General features: G+C 59.2%; 27 protein-coding genes and 2 pseudogenes. 18 read left to right on the top strand and 11 right to left on the bottom strand.

From position 1 onward, the window contains the following. The first annotated feature begins 80 nt into the window (after positions 1-80). The 7 genes from prfB (at position 81) to rimI (ending at position 6,285) form a co-directional block, all read left to right on the top strand. Positions 81-1,179 (top strand): peptide chain release factor 2 gene (gene prfB, locus A3220_RS11215; RefSeq protein WP_128082421.1). Its coding sequence is split into 2 segments (ribosomal slippage): positions 81-155 and positions 157-1,179, totalling 1,098 coding nucleotides; the frame shifts between segments, so codons are not numbered across the junction. Positions 1,180-1,213: 34 nt separating this feature from the next. After that, positions 1,214-2,725 carry a lysine--tRNA ligase gene (lysS, locus tag A3220_RS11210; RefSeq protein ID WP_062359464.1) on the top strand — a complete coding sequence of 504 codons (1,512 nt, stop codon included), beginning with the start codon at positions 1,214-1,216 and terminating at the stop codon, positions 2,723-2,725. Between the two features lie 89 nt (positions 2,726-2,814). Then, positions 2,815-3,201, top strand: coding sequence for a hypothetical protein (locus A3220_RS11205; RefSeq protein ID WP_062359457.1), 387 nt, complete (start codon positions 2,815-2,817; stop codon positions 3,199-3,201). Positions 3,202-3,289: 88 nt separating this feature from the next. After that, positions 3,290-4,693 carry an MFS transporter gene (locus tag A3220_RS11200; RefSeq protein ID WP_058579704.1) on the top strand — a complete coding sequence of 468 codons (1,404 nt, stop codon included), beginning with the start codon at positions 3,290-3,292 and terminating at the stop codon, positions 4,691-4,693. A 40-nt stretch (positions 4,694-4,733) separates the two neighbouring features. Then, positions 4,734-5,042: a BolA/IbaG family iron-sulfur metabolism protein gene (locus tag A3220_RS11195; RefSeq protein WP_054640807.1), complete on the top strand. Its 309-nt coding sequence runs from the start codon at positions 4,734-4,736 to the stop codon at positions 5,040-5,042. Next, complete coding sequence (locus A3220_RS11190) at positions 5,039-5,842, top strand: hypothetical protein (protein ID WP_062374886.1); 804 nt, start codon at positions 5,039-5,041, stop codon at positions 5,840-5,842. The genes A3220_RS11195 and A3220_RS11190 overlap by 4 nt, the downstream gene beginning before the upstream one ends. After that, positions 5,839-6,285 (top strand): ribosomal protein S18-alanine N-acetyltransferase, encoded by a 447-nt coding sequence (gene rimI / locus A3220_RS11185; protein ID WP_054640806.1) that lies wholly within the window; start codon positions 5,839-5,841, stop codon positions 6,283-6,285. The genes A3220_RS11190 and rimI overlap by 4 nt, the downstream gene beginning before the upstream one ends. Here rimI and A3220_RS11180 read toward each other — a convergent pair. Both A3220_RS11180 and rsmD read right to left on the bottom strand, forming a co-directional pair. Further along, positions 6,282-6,476 carry a cell division protein ZapB gene (locus tag A3220_RS11180; protein WP_044629605.1) on the bottom strand — a complete coding sequence of 65 codons (195 nt, stop codon included), beginning with the start codon at positions 6,474-6,476 and terminating at the stop codon, positions 6,282-6,284. The genes rimI and A3220_RS11180 overlap by 4 nt on opposite strands. Before the next feature lie 116 nt (positions 6,477-6,592). After that, positions 6,593-7,177, bottom strand: coding sequence for a 16S rRNA (guanine(966)-N(2))-methyltransferase RsmD (gene rsmD / locus A3220_RS11175; RefSeq protein WP_228219032.1), 585 nt, complete (start codon positions 7,175-7,177; stop codon positions 6,593-6,595). Between the two features lie 126 nt (positions 7,178-7,303). Here rsmD and ftsY point away from each other — a divergent pair, with 126 nt between their 5' ends. From ftsY to rpoH, 4 genes are all read left to right on the top strand, one after another. Next, positions 7,304-8,653: a signal recognition particle-docking protein FtsY gene (gene ftsY, locus A3220_RS11170; RefSeq protein ID WP_062374882.1), complete on the top strand. Its 1,350-nt coding sequence runs from the start codon at positions 7,304-7,306 to the stop codon at positions 8,651-8,653. Continuing rightward, positions 8,650-9,318, top strand: coding sequence for a cell division ATP-binding protein FtsE (gene ftsE / locus A3220_RS11165; protein WP_058579699.1), 669 nt, complete (start codon positions 8,650-8,652; stop codon positions 9,316-9,318). The genes ftsY and ftsE overlap by 4 nt, the downstream gene beginning before the upstream one ends. Then, complete coding sequence (gene ftsX / locus A3220_RS11160; RefSeq protein ID WP_062374880.1) at positions 9,315-10,361, top strand: permease-like cell division protein FtsX; 1,047 nt, start codon at positions 9,315-9,317, stop codon at positions 10,359-10,361. Before ftsE ends, ftsX begins: the two co-directional genes overlap by 4 nt. Before the next feature lie 242 nt (positions 10,362-10,603). Continuing rightward, complete coding sequence (rpoH, locus tag A3220_RS11155) at positions 10,604-11,473, top strand: RNA polymerase sigma factor RpoH (protein WP_062374879.1); 870 nt, start codon at positions 10,604-10,606, stop codon at positions 11,471-11,473. A gap of 93 nt (positions 11,474-11,566) precedes the next feature. On the opposite strand, the gene slmA is transcribed toward rpoH, so the two are convergent. From slmA to coaBC, 5 genes are all read right to left on the bottom strand, one after another. Further along, entirely contained in the window at positions 11,567-12,175 is a 609-nt protein-coding gene (gene slmA / locus A3220_RS11150) for a nucleoid occlusion factor SlmA (RefSeq protein ID WP_062374877.1), read from the bottom strand. A gap of 21 nt (positions 12,176-12,196) precedes the next feature. Beyond that, positions 12,197-13,096, bottom strand: coding sequence for an acetylglutamate kinase (argB, locus tag A3220_RS11145; RefSeq protein WP_044629740.1), 900 nt, complete (start codon positions 13,094-13,096; stop codon positions 12,197-12,199). Positions 13,097-13,198: 102 nt separating this feature from the next. After that, on the bottom strand, positions 13,199-14,587 hold the full coding sequence (locus tag A3220_RS11140) for a phosphomannomutase/phosphoglucomutase (protein WP_062374876.1): 1,389 nt from the start codon (positions 14,585-14,587) through the stop codon (positions 13,199-13,201). Between the two features lie 47 nt (positions 14,588-14,634). Next, positions 14,635-15,096 carry a dUTP diphosphatase gene (gene dut / locus A3220_RS11135; protein WP_062374874.1) on the bottom strand — a complete coding sequence of 154 codons (462 nt, stop codon included), beginning with the start codon at positions 15,094-15,096 and terminating at the stop codon, positions 14,635-14,637. A 2-nt stretch (positions 15,097-15,098) separates the two neighbouring features. Next, positions 15,099-16,367: a bifunctional phosphopantothenoylcysteine decarboxylase/phosphopantothenate--cysteine ligase CoaBC gene (gene coaBC, locus A3220_RS11130; protein WP_062374873.1), complete on the bottom strand. Its 1,269-nt coding sequence runs from the start codon at positions 16,365-16,367 to the stop codon at positions 15,099-15,101. A 149-nt stretch (positions 16,368-16,516) separates the two neighbouring features. Here coaBC and radC point away from each other — a divergent pair. From radC to A3220_RS18320, 6 genes and pseudogenes are all read left to right on the top strand, one after another. Next, positions 16,517-17,192: pseudogene (radC, locus tag A3220_RS11125) on the top strand (DNA repair protein RadC). A 273-nt stretch (positions 17,193-17,465) separates the two neighbouring features. Then, the gene (gene rpmB / locus A3220_RS11120) at positions 17,466-17,702 is read left to right on the top strand and encodes a 50S ribosomal protein L28 (RefSeq protein ID WP_038481085.1); all 237 of its coding nucleotides are present in this window, start codon (positions 17,466-17,468) and stop codon (positions 17,700-17,702) included. Positions 17,703-17,740: 38 nt separating this feature from the next. Continuing rightward, positions 17,741-17,896, top strand: coding sequence for a 50S ribosomal protein L33 (rpmG, locus tag A3220_RS11115; RefSeq protein WP_009098622.1), 156 nt, complete (start codon positions 17,741-17,743; stop codon positions 17,894-17,896). A 138-nt stretch (positions 17,897-18,034) separates the two neighbouring features. Continuing rightward, positions 18,035-18,862: a bifunctional DNA-formamidopyrimidine glycosylase/DNA-(apurinic or apyrimidinic site) lyase gene (gene mutM / locus A3220_RS11110; protein ID WP_062374870.1), complete on the top strand. Its 828-nt coding sequence runs from the start codon at positions 18,035-18,037 to the stop codon at positions 18,860-18,862. Positions 18,863-18,940: 78 nt separating this feature from the next. Further along, entirely contained in the window at positions 18,941-20,131 is a 1,191-nt protein-coding gene (locus A3220_RS11105) for a class I SAM-dependent rRNA methyltransferase (protein ID WP_062374869.1), read from the top strand. Positions 20,132-20,140: 9 nt separating this feature from the next. Further along, positions 20,141-20,260 (top strand): annotated as a pseudogene (locus A3220_RS18320) (alanine dehydrogenase); the annotation flags it as partial. A 41-nt stretch (positions 20,261-20,301) separates the two neighbouring features. Here A3220_RS18320 and A3220_RS11100 read toward each other — a convergent pair. Continuing rightward, a complete protein-coding gene (locus tag A3220_RS11100; protein ID WP_044629733.1) occupies positions 20,302-20,550 on the bottom strand; it encodes a SlyX family protein in 249 nt (82 codons plus the stop codon). A 110-nt stretch (positions 20,551-20,660) separates the two neighbouring features. On the opposite strand from A3220_RS11100, the gene A3220_RS18180 reads away from it, so the two are divergent. Next, positions 20,661-21,194: a cold shock domain-containing protein gene (locus A3220_RS18180; protein ID WP_044629732.1), complete on the top strand. Its 534-nt coding sequence runs from the start codon at positions 20,661-20,663 to the stop codon at positions 21,192-21,194. 70 nt (positions 21,195-21,264) lie between these two features. Here A3220_RS18180 and A3220_RS11090 read toward each other — a convergent pair whose 3' ends face one another. The 3 genes from A3220_RS11090 to dapD form a co-directional block, all read right to left on the bottom strand. Next, positions 21,265-21,654 carry a hypothetical protein gene (locus A3220_RS11090; protein ID WP_044629731.1) on the bottom strand — a complete coding sequence of 130 codons (390 nt, stop codon included), beginning with the start codon at positions 21,652-21,654 and terminating at the stop codon, positions 21,265-21,267. Continuing rightward, positions 21,651-22,823: a succinyl-diaminopimelate desuccinylase gene (gene dapE / locus A3220_RS11085; protein ID WP_062374867.1), complete on the bottom strand. Its 1,173-nt coding sequence runs from the start codon at positions 22,821-22,823 to the stop codon at positions 21,651-21,653. Before dapE ends, A3220_RS11090 begins: the two co-directional genes overlap by 4 nt. Beyond that, positions 22,810-23,652 (bottom strand): 2,3,4,5-tetrahydropyridine-2,6-dicarboxylate N-succinyltransferase (dapD, locus tag A3220_RS11080; RefSeq protein WP_062374865.1); only part of this gene is annotated, 843 nt, incomplete at its 5' end. The genes dapE and dapD, both read right to left, overlap by 14 nt.

Here is a 23,652-nt window from a genome sequence, read left to right as displayed (position 1 = left end):
TCAGCGGCGCCTGTCTCTTTTAAGCCGCGTTTTAGCGCGCATGAGACCCCGCTATTTACTGACCAAGGCTAGGGCGATCCATGCTGGAAACCAACCCGATTCATAACCAGATCAAGGACCTGTCTGAGCGGACAGACGTTCTTAGGGGGTATCTTTGACTATGCCGAGCGTAAAGATCGGCTAGAAGAAGTATCCCGCGAACTCGAAGACCCCAACGTCTGGAACGATCCAGACTACGCTCAAAAGCTGGGCAAAGAGCGTGCCTCCCTGGAAGCCATTGTGGCGACCATCGATGAGCTGGATCAGGGGCTAGCGGATAGCCGCGACCTGTTGGAACTCGCCGAGATGGAAGAGGACGAGGGCACCGTCGAGGAAGTACGCAAAGAGCTCGACGGCTTACAGGACGCTCTGGAGAAGCTCGAGTTTCGCCGCATGTTCTCGGGAGAAATGGACGAGAACAACGCCTACCTGGATATTCAATCGGGCTCCGGGGGCACCGAAGCTCAGGATTGGGCCAACATTCTGCTGCGCATGTACCTGCGTTGGGCCGAAAGCCACGGCTTCAAGACCGAGATCATCGAAATCTCTGCCGGGGAAGTCGCGGGCATCAAGTCGGCGTCGCTGCATATTCAGGGTGACCATGCCTTTGGCTGGCTGCGTACCGAAACCGGCGTCCATCGTCTGGTGCGCAAGAGCCCGTTTGACTCTGGCGGCCGTCGCCACACCTCGTTTGCCTCCGTCTTTGTGTCGCCAGAAATCGACGACAGCTTCGAGGTCGAGATCAATCCATCGGATCTGCGTGTCGATACCTATCGTTCCAGCGGTGCGGGTGGTCAGCACGTCAACACCACCGACTCCGCGGTACGGATTACCCACGAACCCACCGGAATTGTGGTGGCATGCCAGAATCAGCGCAGCCAGCACGCCAACCGCGATTTCGCCATGAAGCAGTTGAAGGCGAAGCTGTGGGAGTTTGAGATGCAAAAGCGCAATGCGGCCAAGCAGGAAGCGGAAGACTCCAAAGCCGATATCGGTTGGGGCAGCCAAATTCGCTCTTACGTACTGGATGATCAGCGCATTAAAGACCTGCGTACCGGCGTTCAGTCCAGCAACTGCGACAAGGTGCTCGACGGGGATTTAGATCAGTTTATCGTCGCCAGCCTGAAGCAGGGTTTGTAATCTTTTTAGCGTTTGAACAGAAATAGGGTGCCCGATGGCTAACCAAGACGCGTCTTCTCTCGATAACGAAAATCACCTGATCGCCGAGCGCCGTGCCAAGCTGGCGGCCCGCCGTGAGCGAGCGGCCGAGCAGGGCAAGAGCGCTTTCCCGAACGATTTCCGCCGCGACAGCCTCACCGTTGAGCTGCACAACCTGCTGGGCGAGAAAGACAAAGCCGAGCTGGAAGCGCTGGATCATCAGGCGTCGGTGGCCGGTCGCGTGATGCGCAAACGCGGTCCTTTCATCGTGATTCAGGACGTGGCGGGCCAGATCCAGCTCTACGTGGATAAAAAGGGGCTGCCGGAAGACGTGCTGGAAGACATCAAAGGCTGGGATATCGGCGATATCGTCGCCGCCCGTGGCCCGGTGCATAAGTCGGGTAAAGGCGACTTGTACGTGATGATGGTCGAGGCGCAGCTGCTGACCAAGAGCTTGCGCCCGCTGCCGGATAAGTTCCACGGCCTGACCGATCAAGAAGCGCGCTACCGCCAGCGCTACGTCGATCTGATCATGAACCCGCAGTCGCGTAAGGTGTTCGAGACCCGCGCGGCGGTGATCAGCTCCATGCGCCGTTTCTTCGAAGCCCGTGGCTTCATGGAAGTGGAAACGCCGATGCTGCAGCCGATCCCCGGCGGCGCGGCGGCGCGCCCGTTTATTACTCACCACAATGCGCTGGATATCGATATGTACCTGCGTATTGCCCCGGAGCTTTACCTGAAGCGTCTGGTGGTGGGTGGTTTCGAGAAAGTGTTCGAGATCAACCGCAATTTCCGTAACGAAGGGCTGTCCACTCGGCACAACCCTGAGTTCACCATGATGGAGTTCTACTGGGCCTACGCGGATTACCGCGACCTGCTGGACATGACCGAAGCCATGCTGCGCACGGCGGCTCAGGAAGTGCTGGGCACCACCACGATTACTTACCAGGGGGCCAGCTACGATTTTGGTCAGCCCTTCAAGCGTCTCACCCTGCGCCAAGCGATTCTGGATCACGGCGACGGCATCACCGATGCCGACCTAGATACCCTAGATGCTGCCCGCGCTGCGGCGGAAAAACTGGGCATCAAGGTCAAAGAGAGCTGGGGCCTGGGTAAAGTTCAAACCGAGATCTTTGAAGAAGTGGCGGAACACAAACTGGACCAGCCCACGTTCATCACTGAATACCCGGCAGAAGTTAGCCCGCTGGCGCGTCGTAACGATGCCAACCCCTTCGTGACCGACCGCTTTGAGTTCTTCGTCGGTGGACGCGAGATCGCCAATGGCTTCTCGGAGCTGAACGACGCCGAAGACCAGGCAGAGCGTTTCCGTGAACAGGCCGCCGAGAAAGACGCCGGTGATCTGGAAGCCATGTACTATGACGCCGACTACGTGCGCGCGCTGGAGTACGGCCTGCCGCCCACGGCGGGCGAGGGCATTGGCATTGACCGCTTGGTGATGCTGTTCACCGACAGCCCCTCCATTCGGGATGTGCTGCTATTCCCGGCCATGCGCCCCGAGGTGGATTAACGCTCAATCAGGCGGTAGCGGACGAAAAGTTGGTAAGGGCGCGATTTAGCGCCCATAATGGTCAACGTTTCGACGGCGAGGAGAATCCCATGAAACTGCTAAATCGCTCTGCCCTGAGCGTCAGGCCGACCCAGACCTTCGTGGACTGGATCAATGCGCTCGAACCCACCATGGGAGACGACGACCTGACCCTGGACGACGTCGAACGTGAAAGTACGGTATACCTGATCCCCGAGATGGATACCCCTGAGGCGTTAGAGACGTTTGTCCGCGAGCGTCACGTAGAAATCCTGGAGACCGAGCTACGCGCCTGGGAAGAGGATGAGCGCCAGTGGCCAGAAAAATTAGATTGGTCGCTGTTTCAGGACTTCCTGCGCGTTGAGCACAGCTACTTAGCCATTGACCTGGACGACGAAACCGCCCTGGAAATCTCGGATGTTGACGACGCGCTGCTGCTCGACAACGAACAAGATTAGCGTGCTACTATTTTAGCGTAAGCGCACAGTGAAACCGGCTTCGGCCGGTTTCGCCGTTTGTAAGGGGTCTGTTTAGGAATTCATTACCATGCGACTGCTTGAAACTCGCCCTGGCGATGATGGGCTGCCGGGGCCTGAGCGCCTGCTCGCCGTGCTGGCGCTGGTCACCGGTACGTTGATGGCGGTGGTCGATACCACCATGATCAACCTGGCCCTGCCCACCATTGCTGCCGATCTGAATGTGCCGGCCTCCAGGGCAGTATGGATTACTAACCTGTTCCAGGTCGTGTGTGCTGCGTTCTTACTGGTATTTGCGGGCATCAGCGAGCTCATTACTCGCAGGCGGCTCTACTTGTTTGGCCTTGGGACGTTTGTGGTAGCAGCACTAGGGGCGGCACTGTCGCGTAATTTAGAAACATTGCTAGTGTTTCGCGCCTTCCAAGGCCTTGGGGCAGCTGCGACCCTTTCTATTGGGCCGTCCCTCTATCGGGCTATTTTTCCATCCCGCTTGTTAGGCAGCGCGCTCGGTCTAAGTGCTCTAGTGGTAGCGGGTGGTTATGCCGCAGGCCCCACGCTCAGCGGGGTTATTCTCTCGTTTGTGGATTGGCCGTGGTTGTTTGCGCTCAACGTGCCCCTCGGGGTGTGCTCGCTCTGGCTAGCCAGCCGGGCGTTGCCGCGGGATACGCCTCGCCAGGGTAGTTTTGATACGCTGGGGGCACTCTACTCGATGTTGATGCTGGCGAGCTTCTTTGTCGCTATGGACGCCGTTGGTCACGCTGCACCACTCTGGCAAAGCGGCGGCTGGGCACTGTTAGCGGTAGGGGCCTGCGCGCTGTTTATTCATCGCCAGCGCCGCGCGCCTTACCCGCTGCTGCCGCTGAGTGTGTTTGCCGAGAAGCGCTTTACGCTGGCGGTCTCGGCATCTGGCCTGGCTTTTATCGGCCAGGGACTCACTTTTGTGGCGCTATCGTTTTTCTACCAGGAGCAGATGGGCTTTTCGCCACTAGAAACCGCTTGGCTATTCACGCCGTGGCCCCTGGCGATCATGCTAGTGGGGCCGTTGGCGGGGCGGTTGGCGGATCGAGTTAATCCCAGCCTGCTATCTAGTACCGGGCTGATGCTACTGATTATTGGCCTAGTCGCGCTGGCGCTGGTGGATGAGAGCACCGGCGTGGCGGGCAGCCTGTGGCGCACGGCGCTGTGTGGTATTGGGTTTGGACTTTTCCAGCCGCCGAATAACCGCGAAATGATGGGCAGCCTACCGCCGGAGCGCAGTGCCAACGTTTCAGGGGTGATGAGCACCACACGCACGGTGGGGCAGTCGTTTGGTGTCGCACTGGTAGGAGCGGCGCTGGCACTGGGCTCGCCAATTCAGGTCACGCTCTGGCTAGGTGCGGGCACTACCGTGCTGGCACTGCTGGCGAGCCTGTCGCGGGTATCGCTCGCCCAGCGGGCGCTGGATGAGCGGCGGGCATCGTCTGTTGGAAAGTAAGGGCGTACAATAAGCCAGTTGCTGACTGAAGGAGAGTCCCATGGCGATACAGACACAAATTGAGCAGAAGTTGGCGGCCTTAACCCCTGACGTGCTGCAGGTCGAAAACGAAAGCCATATGCATAACGTGCCGGCCAACTCTGAAACTCACTTTAAAGTGACGCTGGTAAGCGATAGCTTCGATGGCATGATGCCGGTCAAGCGCCACCAACAAATTTATGCCCTGTTGGCGGATGAGCTCTCTGGCCCGGTGCACGCCCTGGCGCTGCACCTCTACACACCCAAAGAGTGGCAGGCACGGGGCAGCGAGCGCCCGAACTCCCCCAACTGCCGTGGCGGCGGCCAGTGACCCCGGAGGTTGTTCGTCGGCACTACCTGGATGCTATGGGTATTACCGCTTGGGCATGCCGCTACCAGCTGCCCAACGCCCGCCCGACGGAAGCCTGCGAGTGGGAAGAAACACCGACCAAAACACCACCACGGGAGCGGTTGCATGCGCTGCTGGATGATGCACCAGCACCGCGAACACGTAGCCAGCCTGCCGCTGCCGAGCAAGGCAACACTTCCCCAGTGGCATCGCCCTCGGCGGTCAAGGCGCTCTTAGGTCATTCGCCTGCCGCGGCACCCACCCCGGAGGCGAGCCCGGTACCAGAACCCAGAGTGCCGCCTGCGCAACCCGCCAAGCCGCTGAGCTTTAGTCTCTCCTGTGCTTGTGTGGGAGGACGCTGGCTTAGCGTATGTGAAGGGGAAATGTCTCCGGTTGAACAGCAGTTGCTTGCCAATATGCTGCGGGCGGCTGGTGTGTTACGCGGCGAACTGCCAACAGTGACCCACTTCAAATGGCCGCCCATGGCCACAGCCTTTGCGCCGGAAGAGCCGCTTGAGGAAGCTCAGGAGGGTGTGGCAGCGTTTGTTGCTGGGGCCGCGAGCCGACAAGGCTGGCAGTTAGAGCAAGTGCTCTGGTGGGGCGCAGAGGAGACGGCTACTGACCTTGCTCGAGTCATGGCGCTTACCGACGGGCAGAGCCAAACGCTCGCACTTCCTGTGTGGCAAGGCCCGTCGCTGGCCGTGCTCACTCAGCAGGCCAGTGCTAAACGCGCGCTATGGCCGCGTTTGGTGGCCTTAGGGCAGCAGTGGAGTGCCGAGTGATCTGCCGGTTAAACGCTGCGCATCGAGTGCCGCTACATACCTTAGAAGCCGCCGCGCACAGCGGGGCAAGCCCCCAGCAGTTAGATGAAGCGCTGGCTGATGAGCAGGCCTGGGTAGTGGGCTATTGGCAGGACGACGTGCTAATGGGTTATGCGTTGGTGGCGAAGTTGCCGTTTGACGCTGAGCTACAGGCGATTGGTGTACTACCCGATTGCCAAGGGCAAGGCATAGGCCAGCGGCTGCTTAACAAAGTGGTCGCGGTGGCGAAGCAGTGGCAAGCTGAGCGGCTGCTGTTGGAAGTGCGTGCTGGAAATCAGCGGGCGATTGCGCTGTATCAGCAGGCGGGGTTTGGCGAAGATGGTCGTCGGAAGGAGTACTACCCGGCCGTGAAAGGCACGACCGGGCGGGAGGATGCGCTGTTAATGTCGCTGCCGTTGGCTTAGGAGGCGTTGCTATCACTCATGCCATCGAATTTGCTAAGCACACCTTGTAAGCGGCTTTCCCACTCTTCACGCTCTTGTTTTAACTGAGCGTTTTCGTTACGCAGCTCTTCGTTTTCCAGCTTCATCATCTCCAACGCCTCAACAGTGTCGGTGATTTTCTGTTCTAACTGATTAAAAAGCTCAAGGCTCATGCCTACCTCCAGTAACGGACGACAGGCGGCTGCCTATCGTCATGAAATAAAATGGGCTATCAATGTGTGACTCAATTGAGCGAGCGTAACGCTGCTGTCAGTTGGCGGCAAGCGCTTTACGAGGGCACGCGTTGATAGAGTCTGGCAATACTCTCACCTGCCTGAGTTTCACGGTGTAAATTCCAATTAGCCGGTACCGCTGGCGTTAGGCTCTGTTCGGTTTCCAGGTAGATCATCGCATCGCTTGCCAGCCATCCGCCCGCTTCCAGCGCGGCACAGCAAGACGCGGCTAACCCTTGGTGGAACGGCGGGTCGAGAAACACCAGATCAGCAGGTTGGCTAGGCTTTTCAAGAAACGCCTGGGCATCAGCAGTCACTACCTGCCCCTGCGTTGCACCGAGGGTGGCAAGATTGTCGCGAATCAGCGCGGCAACGTGTGTATCGCGCTCGACAAAGGTGACCTGCGCAGCCCCCCGAGAGAGCGACTCGATGCCAAGCGCGCCGGTACCGGCAAATAGGTCCAGCACCTGCTTGCCATGCAGCGCTTGGCCCAGCCAGTTAAACAGCGTTTCACGTACGCGATCCGGCGTAGGGCGCAGGCCCGGATGGTCGAGCACAGGCAGCATGCGGCGGCGAAAATCGCCGCCGATAATGCGCAGTTTACCCGGCGGTTTGGCAGTTCCGCGACGGGGAGTCGACATGCGAGATGATGAGCGAGAGGAGCGTTGTCGTTTCATAACGCGGATTGTAGCGGGCTACTTATCCAAAGTCTTGGTCTGCGGTGGTAGGATAATCGCAATGTTCACCTATTTAGTCGGATGACACCTATGTTCGGTTTTTTCAAACGTAAGAAAAAGCACGACTCCCAGCAGGAGCCTCAAGACGCCCAAGAGCAGCCAGCGCTGCTAGACGAGCCCGAAGGCGCGCCTGATAAGGAGCCTGCTGCTGATGTATCAGCACCTTCCGAATCGCTGGCAGAAGAGCCGCCCAAGCCCGCGCCGGAGCGCGAAAACGAACCCACTGAGGTGCTCGCTCAGGAGCAGTCGCCTGAGCCGGTGAGCAAAGAGGACGTTCAGCCAACGGGCGTTGACGAGGAAGTCACCCCCGCGCCAATCATGGACACTGTGCCAGAGCCAGAGCCAGAGCCAGAGCCAGAGCCAGAGCCAGAGCCAGAGCCAGAGCCAGCCGCGAAGCCTGCGCTTCAAGAGAAGCCGGTATCCGAAAAAGGCGAGAAGAAAGGTTGGTTTGCGCGCATCAAATCTGGCCTGGGAAAAACCCGCGCCAATCTTACTGACGGCTTGGCCGACCTGTTCCTTGGCAAAAAGCATATCGATGACGAGCTGCTGGAGGATCTGGAAACTCAGCTGCTCATGGCCGATGTGGGCATCGAAGCGACGAGCGAAATCATCGAGCGCCTTGAGGCACGGGTTTCCCGCAAAGAGCTGAATAATCCCGAAGCGCTCTATCGCGGCCTACAGGAGGAGCTGGCCGCGCTGCTGGCACCCGTGTCTGCGCCGCTCAGCTTCGAGAAAGAGAGCGACGGCCCCTTCGTTATTCTGGTGGTGGGGGTCAACGGCGTGGGTAAAACCACCACCATCGGCAAGCTCACCCAGCGTTTCCAGCGCGAAGGCAAGAGCGTCATGCTGGCAGCCGGGGATACCTTCCGTGCGGCGGCGGTGGAACAGCTTAAAGTGTGGGGCGAACGCAACAGTGTACCGGTGATTGCTCAGCACACCGGGGCTGACAGCGCCTCGGTGATTTACGACGCAGTGGCGGCCGCCAAGTCTCGCGGCGTAGATGTGCTGATCGCCGATACCGCCGGGCGGCTGCACAACAAGAGCCACCTGATGGAAGAGCTGAAAAAGGTGCACCGTGTGATGCAGAAGCTCGATGACACGGCGCCCCATGAGGTCATGCTCGTGCTGGATGCAGGCACGGGGCAGAACGCAATTTCCCAGGCCACTACTTTTAATGAGGCGGTGCCGATTAGCGGCATTACTTTAACCAAGCTGGATGGCACCGCCAAAGGCGGGATTATCTTTGCCCTGGCGAAACAGCTAGAAACGCCGATTCGCTTTATCGGGGTGGGTGAGGGCCTGGACGACTTGCGCCCCTTCAACGCTAACGACTTCGTCAACGCGCTGTTTGACCGTCAAGGGGATGATGGTCGCGCATGATTGCTTTTGAGCATGTGGGGAAGCGCTATGGAGGGCGCTTTGACGCGCTGGCGCATCTGAACTTTCGCGTGGCGAGAGGCGAAATGGTGTTTCTGACTGGCCACTCCGGGGCGGGAAAAAGCTCGCTACTGCGGCTGATTATGCGCCTAGAAAAGCCCAGCCGTGGGCGAGTAGTGGTAGCCGGGCATGACATTGCTCAGCTCCACGCCAGCCAGGTGCCGTTTTATCGTCGCCAGATTGGCGTGGTATTTCAGGACCACCAGCTGCTATTTGATCGCAGCGTGTTCCATAACGTTTCGCTGCCGCTAGAAATTCAGGGTGTAGAGCCCCGAGAGGCGGCGAGGCGGGTGCGGGCAGCACTGGATAAAGTCGGCCTGTTGCACCGTGAAAAAGCCCTGCCCATCGAGCTTTCCGGCGGTGAGCAGCAGCGGGTGGGCATTGCCCGCGCCGTGGTTAATAAGCCCGCGCTGCTGCTTGCCGATGAGCCCACCGGTAACCTAGACCCCCAGCTCTCCGCCGACATCATGGGGCTGTTCGAGGACTTCAACCGCATCGGCACTACGGTCATGATCGCTAGCCACGATTTGGCGCTGATTGCGCGCTTGCGTCATCGGATTCTGCGTCTGCAGGACGGTCGTTTAGTCGCCGATGAGGGGGCTGCATGAAGCGCTCAGCCAATGCTCGCCAAAGCGGCGCCGCCCCTCGGGGTAAGCGCCAAACACCCAAGCCCGCCGCACCTGCCTCGGAAACAGCCCCTCGCAGTGGGGCGCGCGCTCAGCAAACACGTTTTAGCAGTCGCCTGCGTGCCTGGGGGCGTCACCACCGGGCCATGGCGCTGGATAGCCTTTTTCGACTGGTGCGCTACCCGTTGGGAAACCTGCTGACCATGCTGGCCATTGCCATTGCCTTGGTACTTCCCGCTGCTCTATGGCTGACGTTGGACAGCGCCAAGCTGCTGGATGCCGAGCTGGATGAAAGCGCGTCGCTCACCGTTTATCTCGATATGGGGATTGATGCAGCGCAGGCGGCTCGGATCGAAGAGGCGGTGAGTGCTGACGGCGGCGTGGCGCAGACGCGTATGATCAGCCCAGAGCAGGGCATGGCGGATTTCCAGCAGTCGTTGGGCATCGACGATACCCTGGCAGGGCTTGACGATAATCCGCTCCCCACGAGTATCGTCATTTCCCCTCAAGATGTAGAGCCCGCTGCGATGGCTGAACTAGCCGAGCGGCTCGAGGGGGTAACTGGCATCGATGAAGTACGCGTCGATTTGGCCTGGGTCGAGCGGCTGCGCCATCTGGCGGCGTTGGGGCGCCGCGTGGCGCTGGCGCTGGGGGTGCTGTTTGGTTTCGGTGTACTGCTAGTCGTTGGTAATACCATTCGCTTGGCGGTGGAGAGTCGACGCCGTGAAATCGAAGTGGTCATGCTGATTGGTGCCACTCACGCCTTCGTGCGTCGCCCGTTCTTGTACAGTGGAGCCTGGTATGGCGCTGGCGGCGGGCTTTTGGCGCTGGGTCTGTTGGCCTTGGGTAATCACTGGCTCTCACTGCCGGTAGCGGCGCTGGCGGCCAGCTACGGTGCCAGCTTCACCTTGCCGCAGCTAGATGTGACAGGCTCTACAATTCTGCTATCCTGCAGTATACTACTTGGCTGGCTGGGCGCTTGGCTTGCCGTCACGCGCCATCTTTCCAGCATACGCCCGCGCTGAGCATGCGTCTGTCGCGTTGTCATCTTCACGTTATAGGCAGTACATAGACTTCGCGATATTGTCCATGCGGGCAGTCACGGGAATTTCTACCCCCGTGGCGTGATCGATGCCAACTGTGCGTCGATCGTTTGAACCTCTGGGTTCGCCTAAGGTCTTAAGGTTAACGCAAGACGTTTGGCTGCGCACATTCACGCGACGCCAGCACGTCAACCACGATAGGTTTTAAGGGAGGCCATCTGCATATGAGCACTAGTCTTCTACCGGTGGGACAGTTTTCACCAGGCAATGACCTGGGTGGCTACATTCAAGCGGTGAATGGCATCGCGGTGCTGAGCGTCGAAGAGGAGCGCGAGCTGGCGTTCCGCCTTTACGATGAGGGCGATCTTGAGGCGGCACGTCGACTGGTGCTATCGCACCTTCGTTTCGTGGTGCATATTGCTCGCAGCTACTCCGGTTACGGTCTGCCGCAGGCAGATCTGATTCAGGAAGGTAATGTTGGCCTGATGAAGGCGGTCAAGCGTTTCGACCCTAACCAGGGCGTGCGCCTGGTATCGTTTGCCGTGCATTGGATCAAGGCAGAGATTCACGAGTTTGTGCTGCGTAACTGGCGCATCGTTAAAATCGCTACCACCAAAGCTCAGCGCAAGCTGTTCTTCAACCTGCGTAGCGCGAAAAAGCGTTTGGCATGGCTGAACAACGATGAAGTCGATGCCATCGCTAAAGACCTTGATGTGAAGCCCGAAGTCGTGCGCGATATGGAAGGCCGCCTCTCGGCGTTTGATGCAGGTTATGATGCCTCGCCCAGCGACGATGAGGAGAGTGCTTACCAAGCGCCTGCCTACTTCCTTGACGATGCCTCCGCCGATCCGGCGGCCCAGCTAGAGGATAGCGACTTTGAAGAGGACTCCACTCGCCGCTTGCAGCTGGCGCTGAAAGAGCTGGATGAGCGCTCCCGGGACATTCTGCAGCGTCGTTGGCTCACCGATGATAAAGCCACGCTGCACGACTTGGCCGATGTATACGGCGTTAGTGCCGAGCGTATCCGCCAGCTTGAGAAGAACGCCATGAAGAAGCTGCGCCAAAAAATGGGCGACGCGGCCATCGCTGCGTAACACTCACGCCTCACGCAGGAAAACGCCCCGCCGGTATCGTTACGGCGGGGCGTTTTCATTTGCTTTGTGCATGTGCTGAGAGCACGCGCCTCATTATGCGGGTTGGGAAGCGTTTCTAAATAGCTGGCCCGAGAGTAGCGTCCACTGATCCTCCCAATACTCGGTAGGCAGCCGCTTGAAGTCGCTACGTACATATTGAGAAATACGCCCCTCGGCTTGGGCGATCAGTAGGTTGGCTGCGGCCGAGGCGGAAATGTTGGTGCGTAGCCCTTCGCGCAGCTCGGCTTCCCGCAGCACCTGCTTGAGCTGGGTTTCCAGGCGCTCGAAGAGCTGGTGTACCCGCTGGCGCAGCCGTGCGGTTTCACCGGTGAGCACATCGCCCCCTAGCACCCTGGCAAGCCCAGGGTTCTTCTCGGCAAATCCGAGCAGGAGCGAGAGAATTGTCCCGCAGCGGGTCGTGGCGTCGGGGATGTCATCCAGAATGCGGGTAATGCGTGCGAAAATGCTCTCTTCGATGAAGTCGATCAGTCCCTCGAACATGCGCGCCTTGCTGGGGAAGTGGCGATACAGCGCCGCTTCGGAAACGCCCACTTGGCGCGCCAGTGCGGCCGTGGTGATCCGCTTGCCACTGTCCTCTTCCAGCATGATGGCTAACGCCTGCAGAATTTGCTCGCGGCGGCGAGGTTTGCGATCGTCACTCATGACTCTTGCCCTCCGTCGCGATTAACCTGCGTCAGTGATCAGGGTGCCTACCCCGGCGTTGGTAAAGATTTCCAGTAGCACCGCATGAGGAACGCGGCCATCAATAATATGGGCGCTGTTCACACCGCCTTTCACGGCATCCAGCGCGCAGCGGATTTTGGGTAGCATCCCGCCGTAGATGGTGCCGTCGGCAATCAGGCCGTCTACCTGGGCGGTGGTGAGCCCTGTTAGTACCTTGCCTTCGCTGTTCATCAAGCCCGCCACGTTGGTCAGCAGCATCAGCTTCTCGGCGTTCAGCGCTTCGGCCAGCTTGCCTGCTACCAGATCGGCATTGATGTTGTAGCTGTTACCTTTGTCATCCACGCCGATGGGAGCGATGACCGGAATAAAGTCCCGGGCGGCCAGCATCTCGATCAGGTCAGTGGAGATCGACTCCACTTCGCCGACATGGCCGATATCGATGATTTCCGGCGCGGTCATCTCCGGGCTCTGGTGCTCCACCTTCAGCTGCCGGGCGCGAATCTGGGCGCCATCTTTGCCAGTCAGGCCAATCGCCTTGCCGCCGCTTTGATTGATCAGGTTGACGATGCTCTTGTTCACCAAGCCGCCCAGTACCATCTCCACGACATCCATGGTTTGCGAGTCAGTGACTCGCATGCCATTCACGAAGCGGGATTCGATATTGAGCTTCTCCAGCAGGCTGCCAATTTGCGGGCCGCCGCCGTGAACCACCACCGGATTAATGCCAACTTCCTTCATCAGCACGATGTTGCGAGCAAATGAGTCGATCAGCGTGTCTTCGGTCATGGCATTGCCGCCATATTTCACGACGACAGTTTTACCGGAAAATTGCTGAATATAGGGAAGCGCTTCTGACAGCACCTCCACAACGACCTGGGGGTCGCGGCTAGCTGAACTCATGACGTTGTCCCTTTGCTCTTTTTAATGTCTGTTGCGTTGCTAGGCGCTTACGCGCCTGGATGACAGCATTTTTTTAACACGTCGCGCGTTCTAAGGGCGCGATCATGTCGTTGTGGTGGCCGGTATGGTCAGTGTAGGCGCGACGCCATGTAGCGCTTTTTCAAAGCGCTCGCGGATTCGAGCGAGCGCTGCGCTATCTTTTCCCTCGAAACGCAGTACCAGGGCGGGCGTCGTATTAGAGGCGCGACATAATCCCCAGCCGTCGGTGTAATCAACGCGAATGCCATCCAGCGTGGTTTTGATACCTTCGCCGAAGTCGCCCTCTCTGGCAAGTGTCTCGATAATGGCAAATTTTTCTTCATCGGCAACGCTGACGTTAATTTCTGGCGTACTGACATCTTGGGGGAATTGGTCAAAGAAAGTGTCCGCGTCGCCGGGGAATTGGGCAAGAATCTCCAGCAGCCGTGCGGCTGAGTAGAGGCCGTCATCAAAGCCGTACCAGCGCTCTTTAAAGAAGATATGTCCGCTCATTTCGCCGCCCAGCAGCGCGTCGGTCTCTTTCATACGCGCTTTGATCAGTGAGTGGCCGGTGCGCCACATCTCGGGTTCACCCCCAGCCTCGCTAACCACCTTGGCCAAGTTGCCGGTGCACTTGATATCGAAGACCACCTTGGCACCAGGGTTGCGCGACAGCATATCGGTGGCAAAGTGCATCAACAGGTGGTCAGGGTAAATCATACGCCCACGGGGCGTCACGACGCCCAGGCGGTCACCGTCGCCGTCGAAGGCAAGGCCGATGTCGGCACCGCTCTGTTGGACGTGGTGGATCAGATCCTGCAGGTTTTCCGGCTTGCCGGGGTCGGGGTGATGGTTGGGGAAGCGGCCATCGATCTCGTCAAACAGCGGTGTGGTGGTGACCCCAAGCCGCTGAATAAGCTGCGGGCCAAGCTCTCCGGCCACACCGTTGCCGCAATCCACCACGGCGCTGAGCGGGCGTTCCACCTTTACATCGCTCAAGATGCGCTCCAGGTAGCTGGCGCGCAGATCTTGGCTGCTCACGCTGCCTTGGCCCTGGGTGAAATTGCCCGCTTGAATGCGCTCAAAGAGCGCAGTAATCGCGTCGCCCGATAATGTTTCCCCCGCCAGGACGATTTTAAAGCCGTTGTAGTCCGGCGGGTTGTGGCTGCCGGTGAGCATCACCCCTGAGCGGCTCTCTGGCAGCGTGTGGGTGGCGAAGTAGAGCACCGGCGTGGGCACCATGCCGATATCGATAACGTCCCGCCCGGCGGCCTGCAGGCCGCGAATGAGCGCCGTTTGCAGGCGCGGCCCAGAGGTGCGGCCATCTCGCGCCACAATCACCGTCTGCTCGCCACGAGCGGCAGCTTCAGAGCCGACGGCACGGCCAATCAGCTCGGTAGTGGCTTCGCTTAACGTGTCATCCACGATGCCGCGAATATCGTAAGCGCGAAATATCGAAGCGGGTACGGTCATCATCGATCCTAGAAAAACGCTGAAAGGGAGTGGGCTGGCGAACGGGGTTACTGACGGCCGGTGCTGCCGAAACCGCCGCTGCCGCGAGTAGAGTCGGTAAAGCTATCGACGATATCGAGTTCAGCTTGCACCACGGGGACCAGAACGTACTGGGCGAGCCGCTCGAAGGGCGCAATCGTGAAGCTGTCCTGGCCGCGATTCCATACCGAGATCATTAGCTCGCCCTGGTAGTCGGAGTCGATGAGCCCAACTAGGTTACCCAGCACGATGCCGTGTTTATGGCCTAGGCCAGAGCGCGGCAGAATCATTCCCGCTAAACCCGGATCTTCAATATAGATGGCAAGGCCGGTGCGGACGAGCTGACATTCGCCGGGGGCAAGGGTGAGCGGCTCATCCAGCAGGGCGCGTAAGTCCATGCCCGCAGAGCCTGTCGTGGCATAGGTGGGGAGATAGTCGTGCAGGCGCTCATCCAACACATTGCACTGCAGGCGAGGGCGGGAACTGCTCATGGTTAGGCTCCAGAAGAGGTCAAAGAGAGGTGGGTGAGGGCGTGCCGAACGATCAGCGCGGCCAGCTGCGTTTTAGGCTGTGGCGGTGCAACGAGTCGGTCACTACCGTCGGATGTTCGCCATAGCAGGAGCGCCGCGTTGTCGTCGCTGCCAAATCCCAGCCCCTGTTGGGAAACATCGTTGGCGACGATCATATCGAGCCCTTTGCGGGCGAGCTTATCCTGGGCGTAACGCTCGATGTCTTGGGTCTCGGCGGCAAAGCCCACGACAAAGGGGCGCTGGCCGTCCGGTAGCGCCGCCACATCGGCAATGATGTCGGGATTTTTCACCAGCGTGAGCGTTAGGGTGTCCTGGTCGTCGGTTTTTTTCAGCTTGTGCTCGGCCGCGTTGGCGGCGCGGTAGTCGGCCACCGCTGCGCAGCCGATAAACAGCGCCGCCTGGGGCGCTAGCTCAAGCGCTGCTGTATGCATTTGTACGGCGGTTTCGACGTTGAGCCGCTCGACTCCTTGGGGAGTAGGCAAATTCACCGGGCCGCTGATTAGCGTTACTCGTGCGCCTTGCGCGGCCGCCTCGGCCGCCAGGGCATAGCCCATCTTCCCCGAGCTGTGATTCGACAGGTAGCGGACAGGGTCTAGTGCCTCCCGCGTGGGGCCAGCGGTAATCACGACATGGGGGGCGCTGGCCGAAGGGGTAATGGGCGGTGCAAAATGGCGGCTCACGGCCTCCAGAATTTCATCAGGCTCGCTCATGCGCCCTGGGCCGACGTCGCCGCAGGCCTGATCGCCCGCCGCCGGGCCAATCAACTGCCAGCCATCGGTGGCCAGCTGTTTCACATTGCGCTGAGTGGCTGGGTGGCGCCACATGGCCTGATTCATCGCAGGGGCGATGAGACGCGGTGCTTCAGAAGCAAGGCATAGAGTGGTCAGTAAGTCATCCGCCATGCCATGGACCAGCCGCGCGATCAAGTCGGCGGTGGCCGGGGCGATGACGATGGCATCCGCCCAGCGGGCCAGCTCGATATGCCCCATGCCAGCTTCCGCTTCAGGGTCGAGTAGCGAGGTACGCACCGGCTCGCCCGAAAGTGCCTGAAGCGTGAGTGGCGTTATAAACGCCTGGGCTCCCTCGGTCATCACTACACGAACCTCGCAGCCAGCCTGTTTTAGCTGCCGCACGATAAGGGCGCTTTTGTAGGCCGCGATGCCAGCGCTAACGCCCAGCAGCAGGCGCTTACCCGCTAGCGACGATAAGGGGGAGTGCGAAAGTGGGGCCATGGTGGGCAGTCCAGTGTGACGATCAACAAGGGGCTTACCATACCATTTGGCTGATTATTTTGGCATGCTCGGCAGATTCGCCATAATGCGAGGTATAGTGAGGCTGGTGGTCATGGCAGTGCGTTAAAAGAACCATTAGGGAGGCGTGGATGGGGATTAATCATTGGCCCGAAGGTGAGCGGCCACGGGAAAAGCTGTTGAATATGGGCGCGCAGGCGCTTTCGGATGCCGAGCTGTTAGCGATTTTTCTGCGAGTAGGCGTGCAGGGGCGCTCGGCGGTAGACTTGGCGCGGGATTTGCTGGCGAACTTTGGGGGGTTAAGGCAGTTGCTTGAGGCGGACCAAACCCAGTTCTGCTCCGCCCGTGGTCTGGGAAGTGCTAAATTTGCCCAGTTGCAGGCCACCCTAGAGCTCTCTCGACGGCATTTGGCCAGCCAACTGGCTCGTGGCAATGCCCTAACGTCGCCTGCGTTGGTGCGCCACTATTTGAGCTCACAGCTGCGTCACTTGGGGCATGAAGAGTTCGCCGTACTTTTTTTTGGATACACAGCATCGAATTATTCGCTATGAATCCCTGTTTCGCGGTACCCTAGACAGCGCATCCGTTTACCCCCGCGAAGTTGCCAAGCGTGCGCTTGAGTTACACGCTGGTGCTGTCATCCTGGCCCACAATCACCCATCGGGTGTGGCTGAGCCCAGCGATGCTGATCGACGTATCACTGAACGCTTAAAAGATGCTCTTGCACTCTTTGACGTGCGGGTACTCGATCATTTTGTGGTGGGGGACGGAGAAGTGGTGTCATTTGCCGAGCGTGGCTGGCTATAGCGGTAATTTTCAGCAGCATCAGCAGCAGAAGACGTGTGCTCGACCCTTCGGTCTTTGCCCTTTTTCTAAGTAAATTGTCCAAAAAAGCGCTTTTTTGGGCTTTTTGGGCGGTTTCGCTTGCTGGTAGCTAGGTGCTCTGGTATAAAGTGCCACCTTTGAACTTGGGTTGAATAACGGATTTGGGTACAGCTAGGCGGTTAACTGCGTCGACTCCCTCCCTGCTCCGGTTTGCCCGACAGTTTTGAACAACTCGCCAAGCGGTTGGAGGCTCTCATGTCCAAAGTATGTCAGGTTACCGGCAAGCGTCCGGTAACTGGTAATAACGTTTCTCACTCCCAGCGTAAGACACGTCGTCGTTTCTTGCCGAACCTGCACACCCATCGTTTTTGGGTTGAGTCTGAAAACCGCTTCGTCAAGCTGCGCGTTTCCTCTAAAGGCATGCGCATCATCGACAAGAAAGGTATCGAGACGGTTCTGGCCGATATCCGCAAACGCGGCGACGCTATCTAAGCCAGCTTTTTGCTAAGCACTTTTGGGAGAGTTAAACCATGCGCGATAAGATCAAGCTGGTGTCTAGTGCCGGTACAGGCCACTTCTACACCACTGATAAGAACAAGCGGAACACCCCGGATAAGTTCGAATTCAAGAAATACGACCCGGTGGTCCGTAAGCACGTTATCTACAAGGAAGCCAAGATCAAGTAATCGCGATTACGATGATCGGCTTTCACCGCAGGCGAGCGCCTGTTGAAAAACCCGGCCTAAAGCCGGGTTTTTGCATGTCTGTCGTTAGCGCCTTGGCCGTTAATCGCTGTCACTGTGCTGTCATCATAGGCTTTCATCATGCCCGAACTGCCTGAAGTTGAAACCACGCGACGTGGCATCGCCCCCTATATAGAGGGGCAAGAAATTACCGAAGTGCGGGTGCGCCAGCCGCGCCTGCGGGTACCAGTGCCGGACGACTTGGCCGAACGCTTAATCGGCGCACGAGTGGGCGAGTTGGCCCGACGAGCTAAATACCTGCAGATTCCGCTAGCCACCGCTGATGGCAGTGCCACGCTGCTGTGGCACTTAGGCATGTCGGGCAGCCTGCGTATTGCCCGCCCGGGGGATTTGCCGAAAAAGCACGACCATGTGGATGTGGTGACCGCCAGCGGCTACGTGCTGCGCTACCATGACCCGCGTCGGTTTGGGTTTGTCGACTGGCAGCAGGGCGACGGCAGCCGCGATACCCGCCTTGCCCACCTTGGCCCTGAGCCGCTTAGCGATGCCTTCAACGGCCAGTGGCTCTACCGCCTGTCGCGTAATAAGCGGGTGGCAGTAAAGCCCTTTTTGATGGACAACCGTGTGGTGGTGGGTGCGGGCAATATTTATGCCGCCGAAGCGCTGTTTATGGCAGGCATCGACCCGCGCCGTGCGGCGGGGCGAATTTCCCAAGCGCGCTACGACGCGCTAGCGGCGGCCGTCAAAGAGGTGTTGGCGGCGGCCATTACCCAAGGTGGCACTACGCTGCGCGATTTTGTCAGCGGCCAAGGCGAGCCTGGTTACTTCGCCCAGCGGCTGAATGTTTACGGACGCCACGGGCAGCCTTGCCTACGCTGTGGCAGCGAGCTGAAGCGCATTACCCTGGATCAACGTGCCAGTGTGTTTTGCCCCGGTTGCCAGCGTTAATCGTCGCCTTGGGCGGTTAACTGTTTTTATGCTTACAGTGCCTAAGTGCACTGTCAGCTTGCTCTTTTGGAGATTGTTGTGACCCAACGCCTGCGCTTGAATAAAAACGCCGATCGCCGCTTAAAAGCTGGCCATCTGTGGATCTACTCCAACGAAGTCGATATCAAAGAGACGCCGCTGAAAAACTTTGCGGCGGGCGAGCCTGCGCTGGTAGAGGCGTCCAACGGTAAAACCCTGGGCGTTGCCTACGTGAACCCGCACTCGCTGATCTGCGGCCGCATCATGTCTCGCGACCCTGAAATGCGCCTGGACCGCTCGCTGTTCGTGCATCGCTTTAATCAGGCCCTAGCGCTGCGCCAGCGCCTGTTTGATCAGCCGTTTTATCGCCTGATTCATGGCGAGGGCGACCTGCTGCCTGGCCTGGTGATTGATCGTTTCGGCGATGTGCTGGTGGTGCAGCTCAACACCGCCGGTATGCAGGCACTGGCGGAAGATATCGTTGACGCCCTGGAGAAAGTGGTTAAGCCGAGTGCTATCGTCTTCCGTAACGACACCGGTGGCCGCCGCCAGGAGGGCCTGGAAGCCCACGTGGAAGTCGTCAAAGGTACGCTGCCTGACGAAGTGCTGCTGGTCGAAAATGGCGTCACCTTTGCCGTGCCGGTGCTAAACGGCCAGAAAACCGGCTGGTTCTATGATCACCGTGTGAACCGTGCTTGGCTCAACAGCCAAGTGGCCGGTAAGCGCGTGCTAGACGTATTCAGCTACGTGGGTGGCTGGGGCGTTCAGGCGGCGGCCAGCGGTGCATCAGAAGTGCTCTGCGTGGATGCATCCGGCGCGGCGCTGGAGCAAGTGGCGCGCAACGCCGAGCTGAATGGCGTTCAAGAGCAGGTGGCGATTGGTGAAGGCGATGCTTTTGAAGCCCTGGCGGCGCTAAAGGCAGATGGCGAGCAGTTCGATGTGGTGATTCTCGATCCGCCTGCGTTTATCAAAAAGCGTAAGGATATCCCCAACGGCGAGCGCGCCTACTCGCGCCTGAACCGTGAGGCGATACGCCTGCTGGGCCGCGATGGCCTGCTGCTGTCGGCATCTTGCTCCATGCACCTTGCGTCTGATCGTTTGGTCGATGTGGTGCGCGGTGCAGTGCGCCACCAAGACCGCCAGGGTCAAGTGATCTTCCAGGGCCACCAAGGACCTGATCACCCGGTACACCCGGCCATACCGGAGACGTCGTACTTGAAGGCGCTAGGCGTGCGCGTGTTCCGCGACTAAGCACGGCCATTAGCCGATGATGCGCACTTCCTGCCCGGCCTTAACGTTCACAACGGCAAGGTGACCTATCGTGCCGTTGCTGATGCATTTGGGCTAGAAAGCGTTGCCCCGGCCAGCATGGTGAGGTAATCCCACTGCTTTTGGGCGGGCAAGAAGCCGCGAGTCGTGGCTTAATAGTGGGGTGGGATATCGTCTTCTGGACGAAAACTGCCTTGGGAGTCGCCCGCCTGGAGCGCCTGATGCTGCTCGCGTAGCCGTTCGCGCATCAAGGCGCTTAGCTGCTCCAGTTTTTCCAAGCGGCGCTCCTGCTGGGCGACCGCTTGATCCAGAGTGTCCAGCCAGTGCTCCTGATAGGCCAGCCGACTCTCCAACGATTCAAGACGTTGAGCGAGCTCAGCAGGCGATAATTCGTTTGTCATGATAACATCGTCACCTTGTGTAGTATGCTCGGTACTGTTAGGAATGGGCCTGGTAGTTCGAGTATTGTCCTTCGTCTGTTACCCATACAACAAGAGAGCTTTTATCATCTATGAACCCAAAAGTTGTTTTTCGCTGTTTCTTTATCAGTGTCTTACTCGCCGCCCCCACGCCGCTTCTTCTGGCAGGGATTGTTCATTTAACCAATGCACCTCTGGCTGAGCAGTGGTTAGCCGAAGCTGCTTTTAGCGTATATGCCGCGGTAGCCTTTGGCTGCTTTATTATGTTGTTTCTCGGCACGTTAGCGGCGGCTGCCCTGGCGCCACCAATGGTTGTGAAGGCAGATGTGGCTCGGGCTAAGCCTGCGCCGCGCCAACCCCAAGCACCTGCTCCTACGGTGGAAGATGATGAAGAGGAAGATATCATCGACCCCAACGATGGCCGTGAAGAGGGGGAAGTAAAGTGGTTTAACACCAACAAAGGCTACGGCTTTATTACTCGCGATAACGGAGAGGATGTGTTTGTTCACTTCCGTGCCATTCGTGGCCGTGGCCCGCGTATGCTGGCCGAAGGCCAGATTGTTCGCTATCACGTGATTAAAAATGATCGCGGCCTGCAGGCCGATGACGTCAGCATTATTGAGTAAGCGCCCAGGCGCTGTAGTGATAAATTAGTGCTGAAAGAGAAAACCCCCGCGCTTACGGGGGTTTTTGCATTTAACGGCCTGAGTCCGGCCATTCGATGGCTTTTTCCTGGCCGCCGGGCAGCACCTGCCAAAAGCGGTCTGGGTCGTCGCCAGGGTGCCAGCCCCCCAGCGAACAGCGGACTTCCACCTGCAGCGCTTCAGCGGCGTGCTGGGCGCACTCCTGGTCGGTGTGCCACGGGGTGTGTCCGCTATCGAACCAGAGGCTGGCAAAACCATCCGCGGCGTTATCCACCAGCAGCACCGGTACGCTATCGCCCTGATACTGGCCACGGGTTTTCCACTTGCCTTTTCCTGCTGGGCTAAGGGGCGGTGCACTCAGCACGTCAGCCAGCCAGGCGTTAATGTCATCCAGCGTAACCCGCGCCAGATACACTTCGATATCCGGAAACCGCTCCATCATACGCTTACCTCGTTGGTGGTCAGTAGCGCTTGAAGGGTTGCTTCGTAGATGCGGCTCAGCGCATCCAAATCGCTAGCGCGCACGCGCTCGTTCACCTTGTGAATGGTGTCGTTCAGCGGGCCAAGCTCTACCACCTGCGTGCCCAGAGTGGCAATAAAACGGCCATCCGAGGTGCCGCCGCTGGTAGAAAGCGCTGGGCGTTCGCCAGTCACGGCTTCCACGCCACGAATCGCCGCCTCCACTAGCTCACCTTCGGACGTCAGGAACGGTTCGCCATTCAGCGTCCAGTCGATGTGATACTCAAGACCGTGCTGATCCAGAATTGCCTCGGTGCGTGAGCGCAGCTCGTCATGGGTGACTTCCGTGGAGTAGCGGAAGTTGAACACCACCTCTACCTCGCCAGGAATCACATTGGTGGCCCCTGTACCGGCACGCAGATTAGATATCTGAAAGCTGGTTGCAGGGAAGAAGTCGTTGCCAGCATCCCAGTGCTCGTTGACGAGCGCATCCAGGGCGGGCATCGCTTGGTGGATCGGGTTGCGCGCTAAGTGAGGGTAGGCCACATGGCCTTGAATGCCCTTAATATGCAGCACACCGCCCAAAGAGCCACGACGACCGTTTTTGATCACATCGCCTAGGCGAGCAGTAGAGGAGGGCTCGCCAACGATGCAGTAATCCAGGCGGTCATTGCGCTCGCGAAGATGTTCTACCACCGCACGGGTGCCGTCGATGGCCGGGCCTTCCTCATCGGAGGTAATCAAAAACGCAATGCGGCCATCATGGTCAGGGTAGCGCGCTACAAAGCGTTCCACCGCGGTGAGCATGGCGGCAAGGCTGCCCTTCATATCAGCCGCGCCGCGCCCGCAGAGCATGCCTTGGTCGTCGATGCAGGGCTCGAAAGGCGGAAATTCCCAGTTAGTGTGTGGCCCGCTGGGCACCACGTCGGTGTGCCCCGCAAACGCCAGCACCGGGCCGTGGTGACCACGAACCGCCCAGAAATTCTTCACATCGCCAAACGGTAGCTGCTCGATATGGAAACCGAGCGCCGTTAAGCGCTCGATCATCAGGTCCTGGCAGCCTTCATCGTCGGGGGTCACCGACGCCCGGCGAAGCAGCTCAAAGGCCAGCTTCAGCGTAGGCGACAGTGAGGCAGGCTCAGTTATGGGCATGCAGCGCCTCGTTCAGCGCAATGGCGCTTTTATTGGTCAGGCACTCGATGCGGCCATTTTGTGAGTTGCGGCGCAGCAGCAGGTCGTCTTGGCCTGCCAGCTCACGGGCAGCCACGGTGTTCACTTCCTGGCCCTGGTCATCCAGCAGCGTCACCTTGGAGCCAGCGGTGATGTAGAGGCCGGCTTCCACGGTGCAGCGGTCGCCCAGCGGAATGCCGATACCGGCGTTGGCGCCGATCAGGCAGCCTTCACCCACCTTGATGATGATGTTGCCACCACCGGAGAGGGTGCCCATGGTGGAGCAGCCGCCGCCCAGGTCAGAGCCTTTGCCGACCATAACGCCTGCGGAAATGCGCCCTTCGATCATGCCGGGGCCTTCGGTGCCTGCGTTGAAGTTAACAAACCCTTCATGCATGACCGTGGTGCCTTCACCCAGGTAAGCGCCCAAGCGCACACGAGCGGTGTCGCCGATGCGGATGCCGGTGGGCACCACGTAATCGGTCATTTTGGGGAATTTGTCCACGCAGTCGACGGACAGCGTACGGCCAGCGAGGCGCGCCTTCAGGCGGCGCGTGGGCAGCTCTTCGATATCGATTGCGCCTTCGTTGGTCCAGGCGATGTTACGCAGCAGGCCGAACATGCCGGTCAGGTCCAGGCCGTGAGGCTTCACTAAGCGATGCGACAGCAGGTGCAGCTTCAGGTACACCTCAGGGGCGGTTTGCGGCGGCTGGTCGCTCTCCAGGAACATCGCCACCAGCGGGCGCTGGCTAGTGGCCAGCGACTCGGCCAGAGCGGCCTGCTCGGAGTGGCCTGCCGCTTCCAGCGCCTT

The sequence above is a fragment of the Halomonas sp. KX33721 genome, from assembly GCF_001596805.1.
GTDB lineage: Bacteria > Pseudomonadota > Gammaproteobacteria > Pseudomonadales > Halomonadaceae > Vreelandella > Vreelandella aquamarina.
Note: the sequence above shows the minus strand (reverse complement) of the source record. Positions and strands in the feature narration are given on the sequence as shown.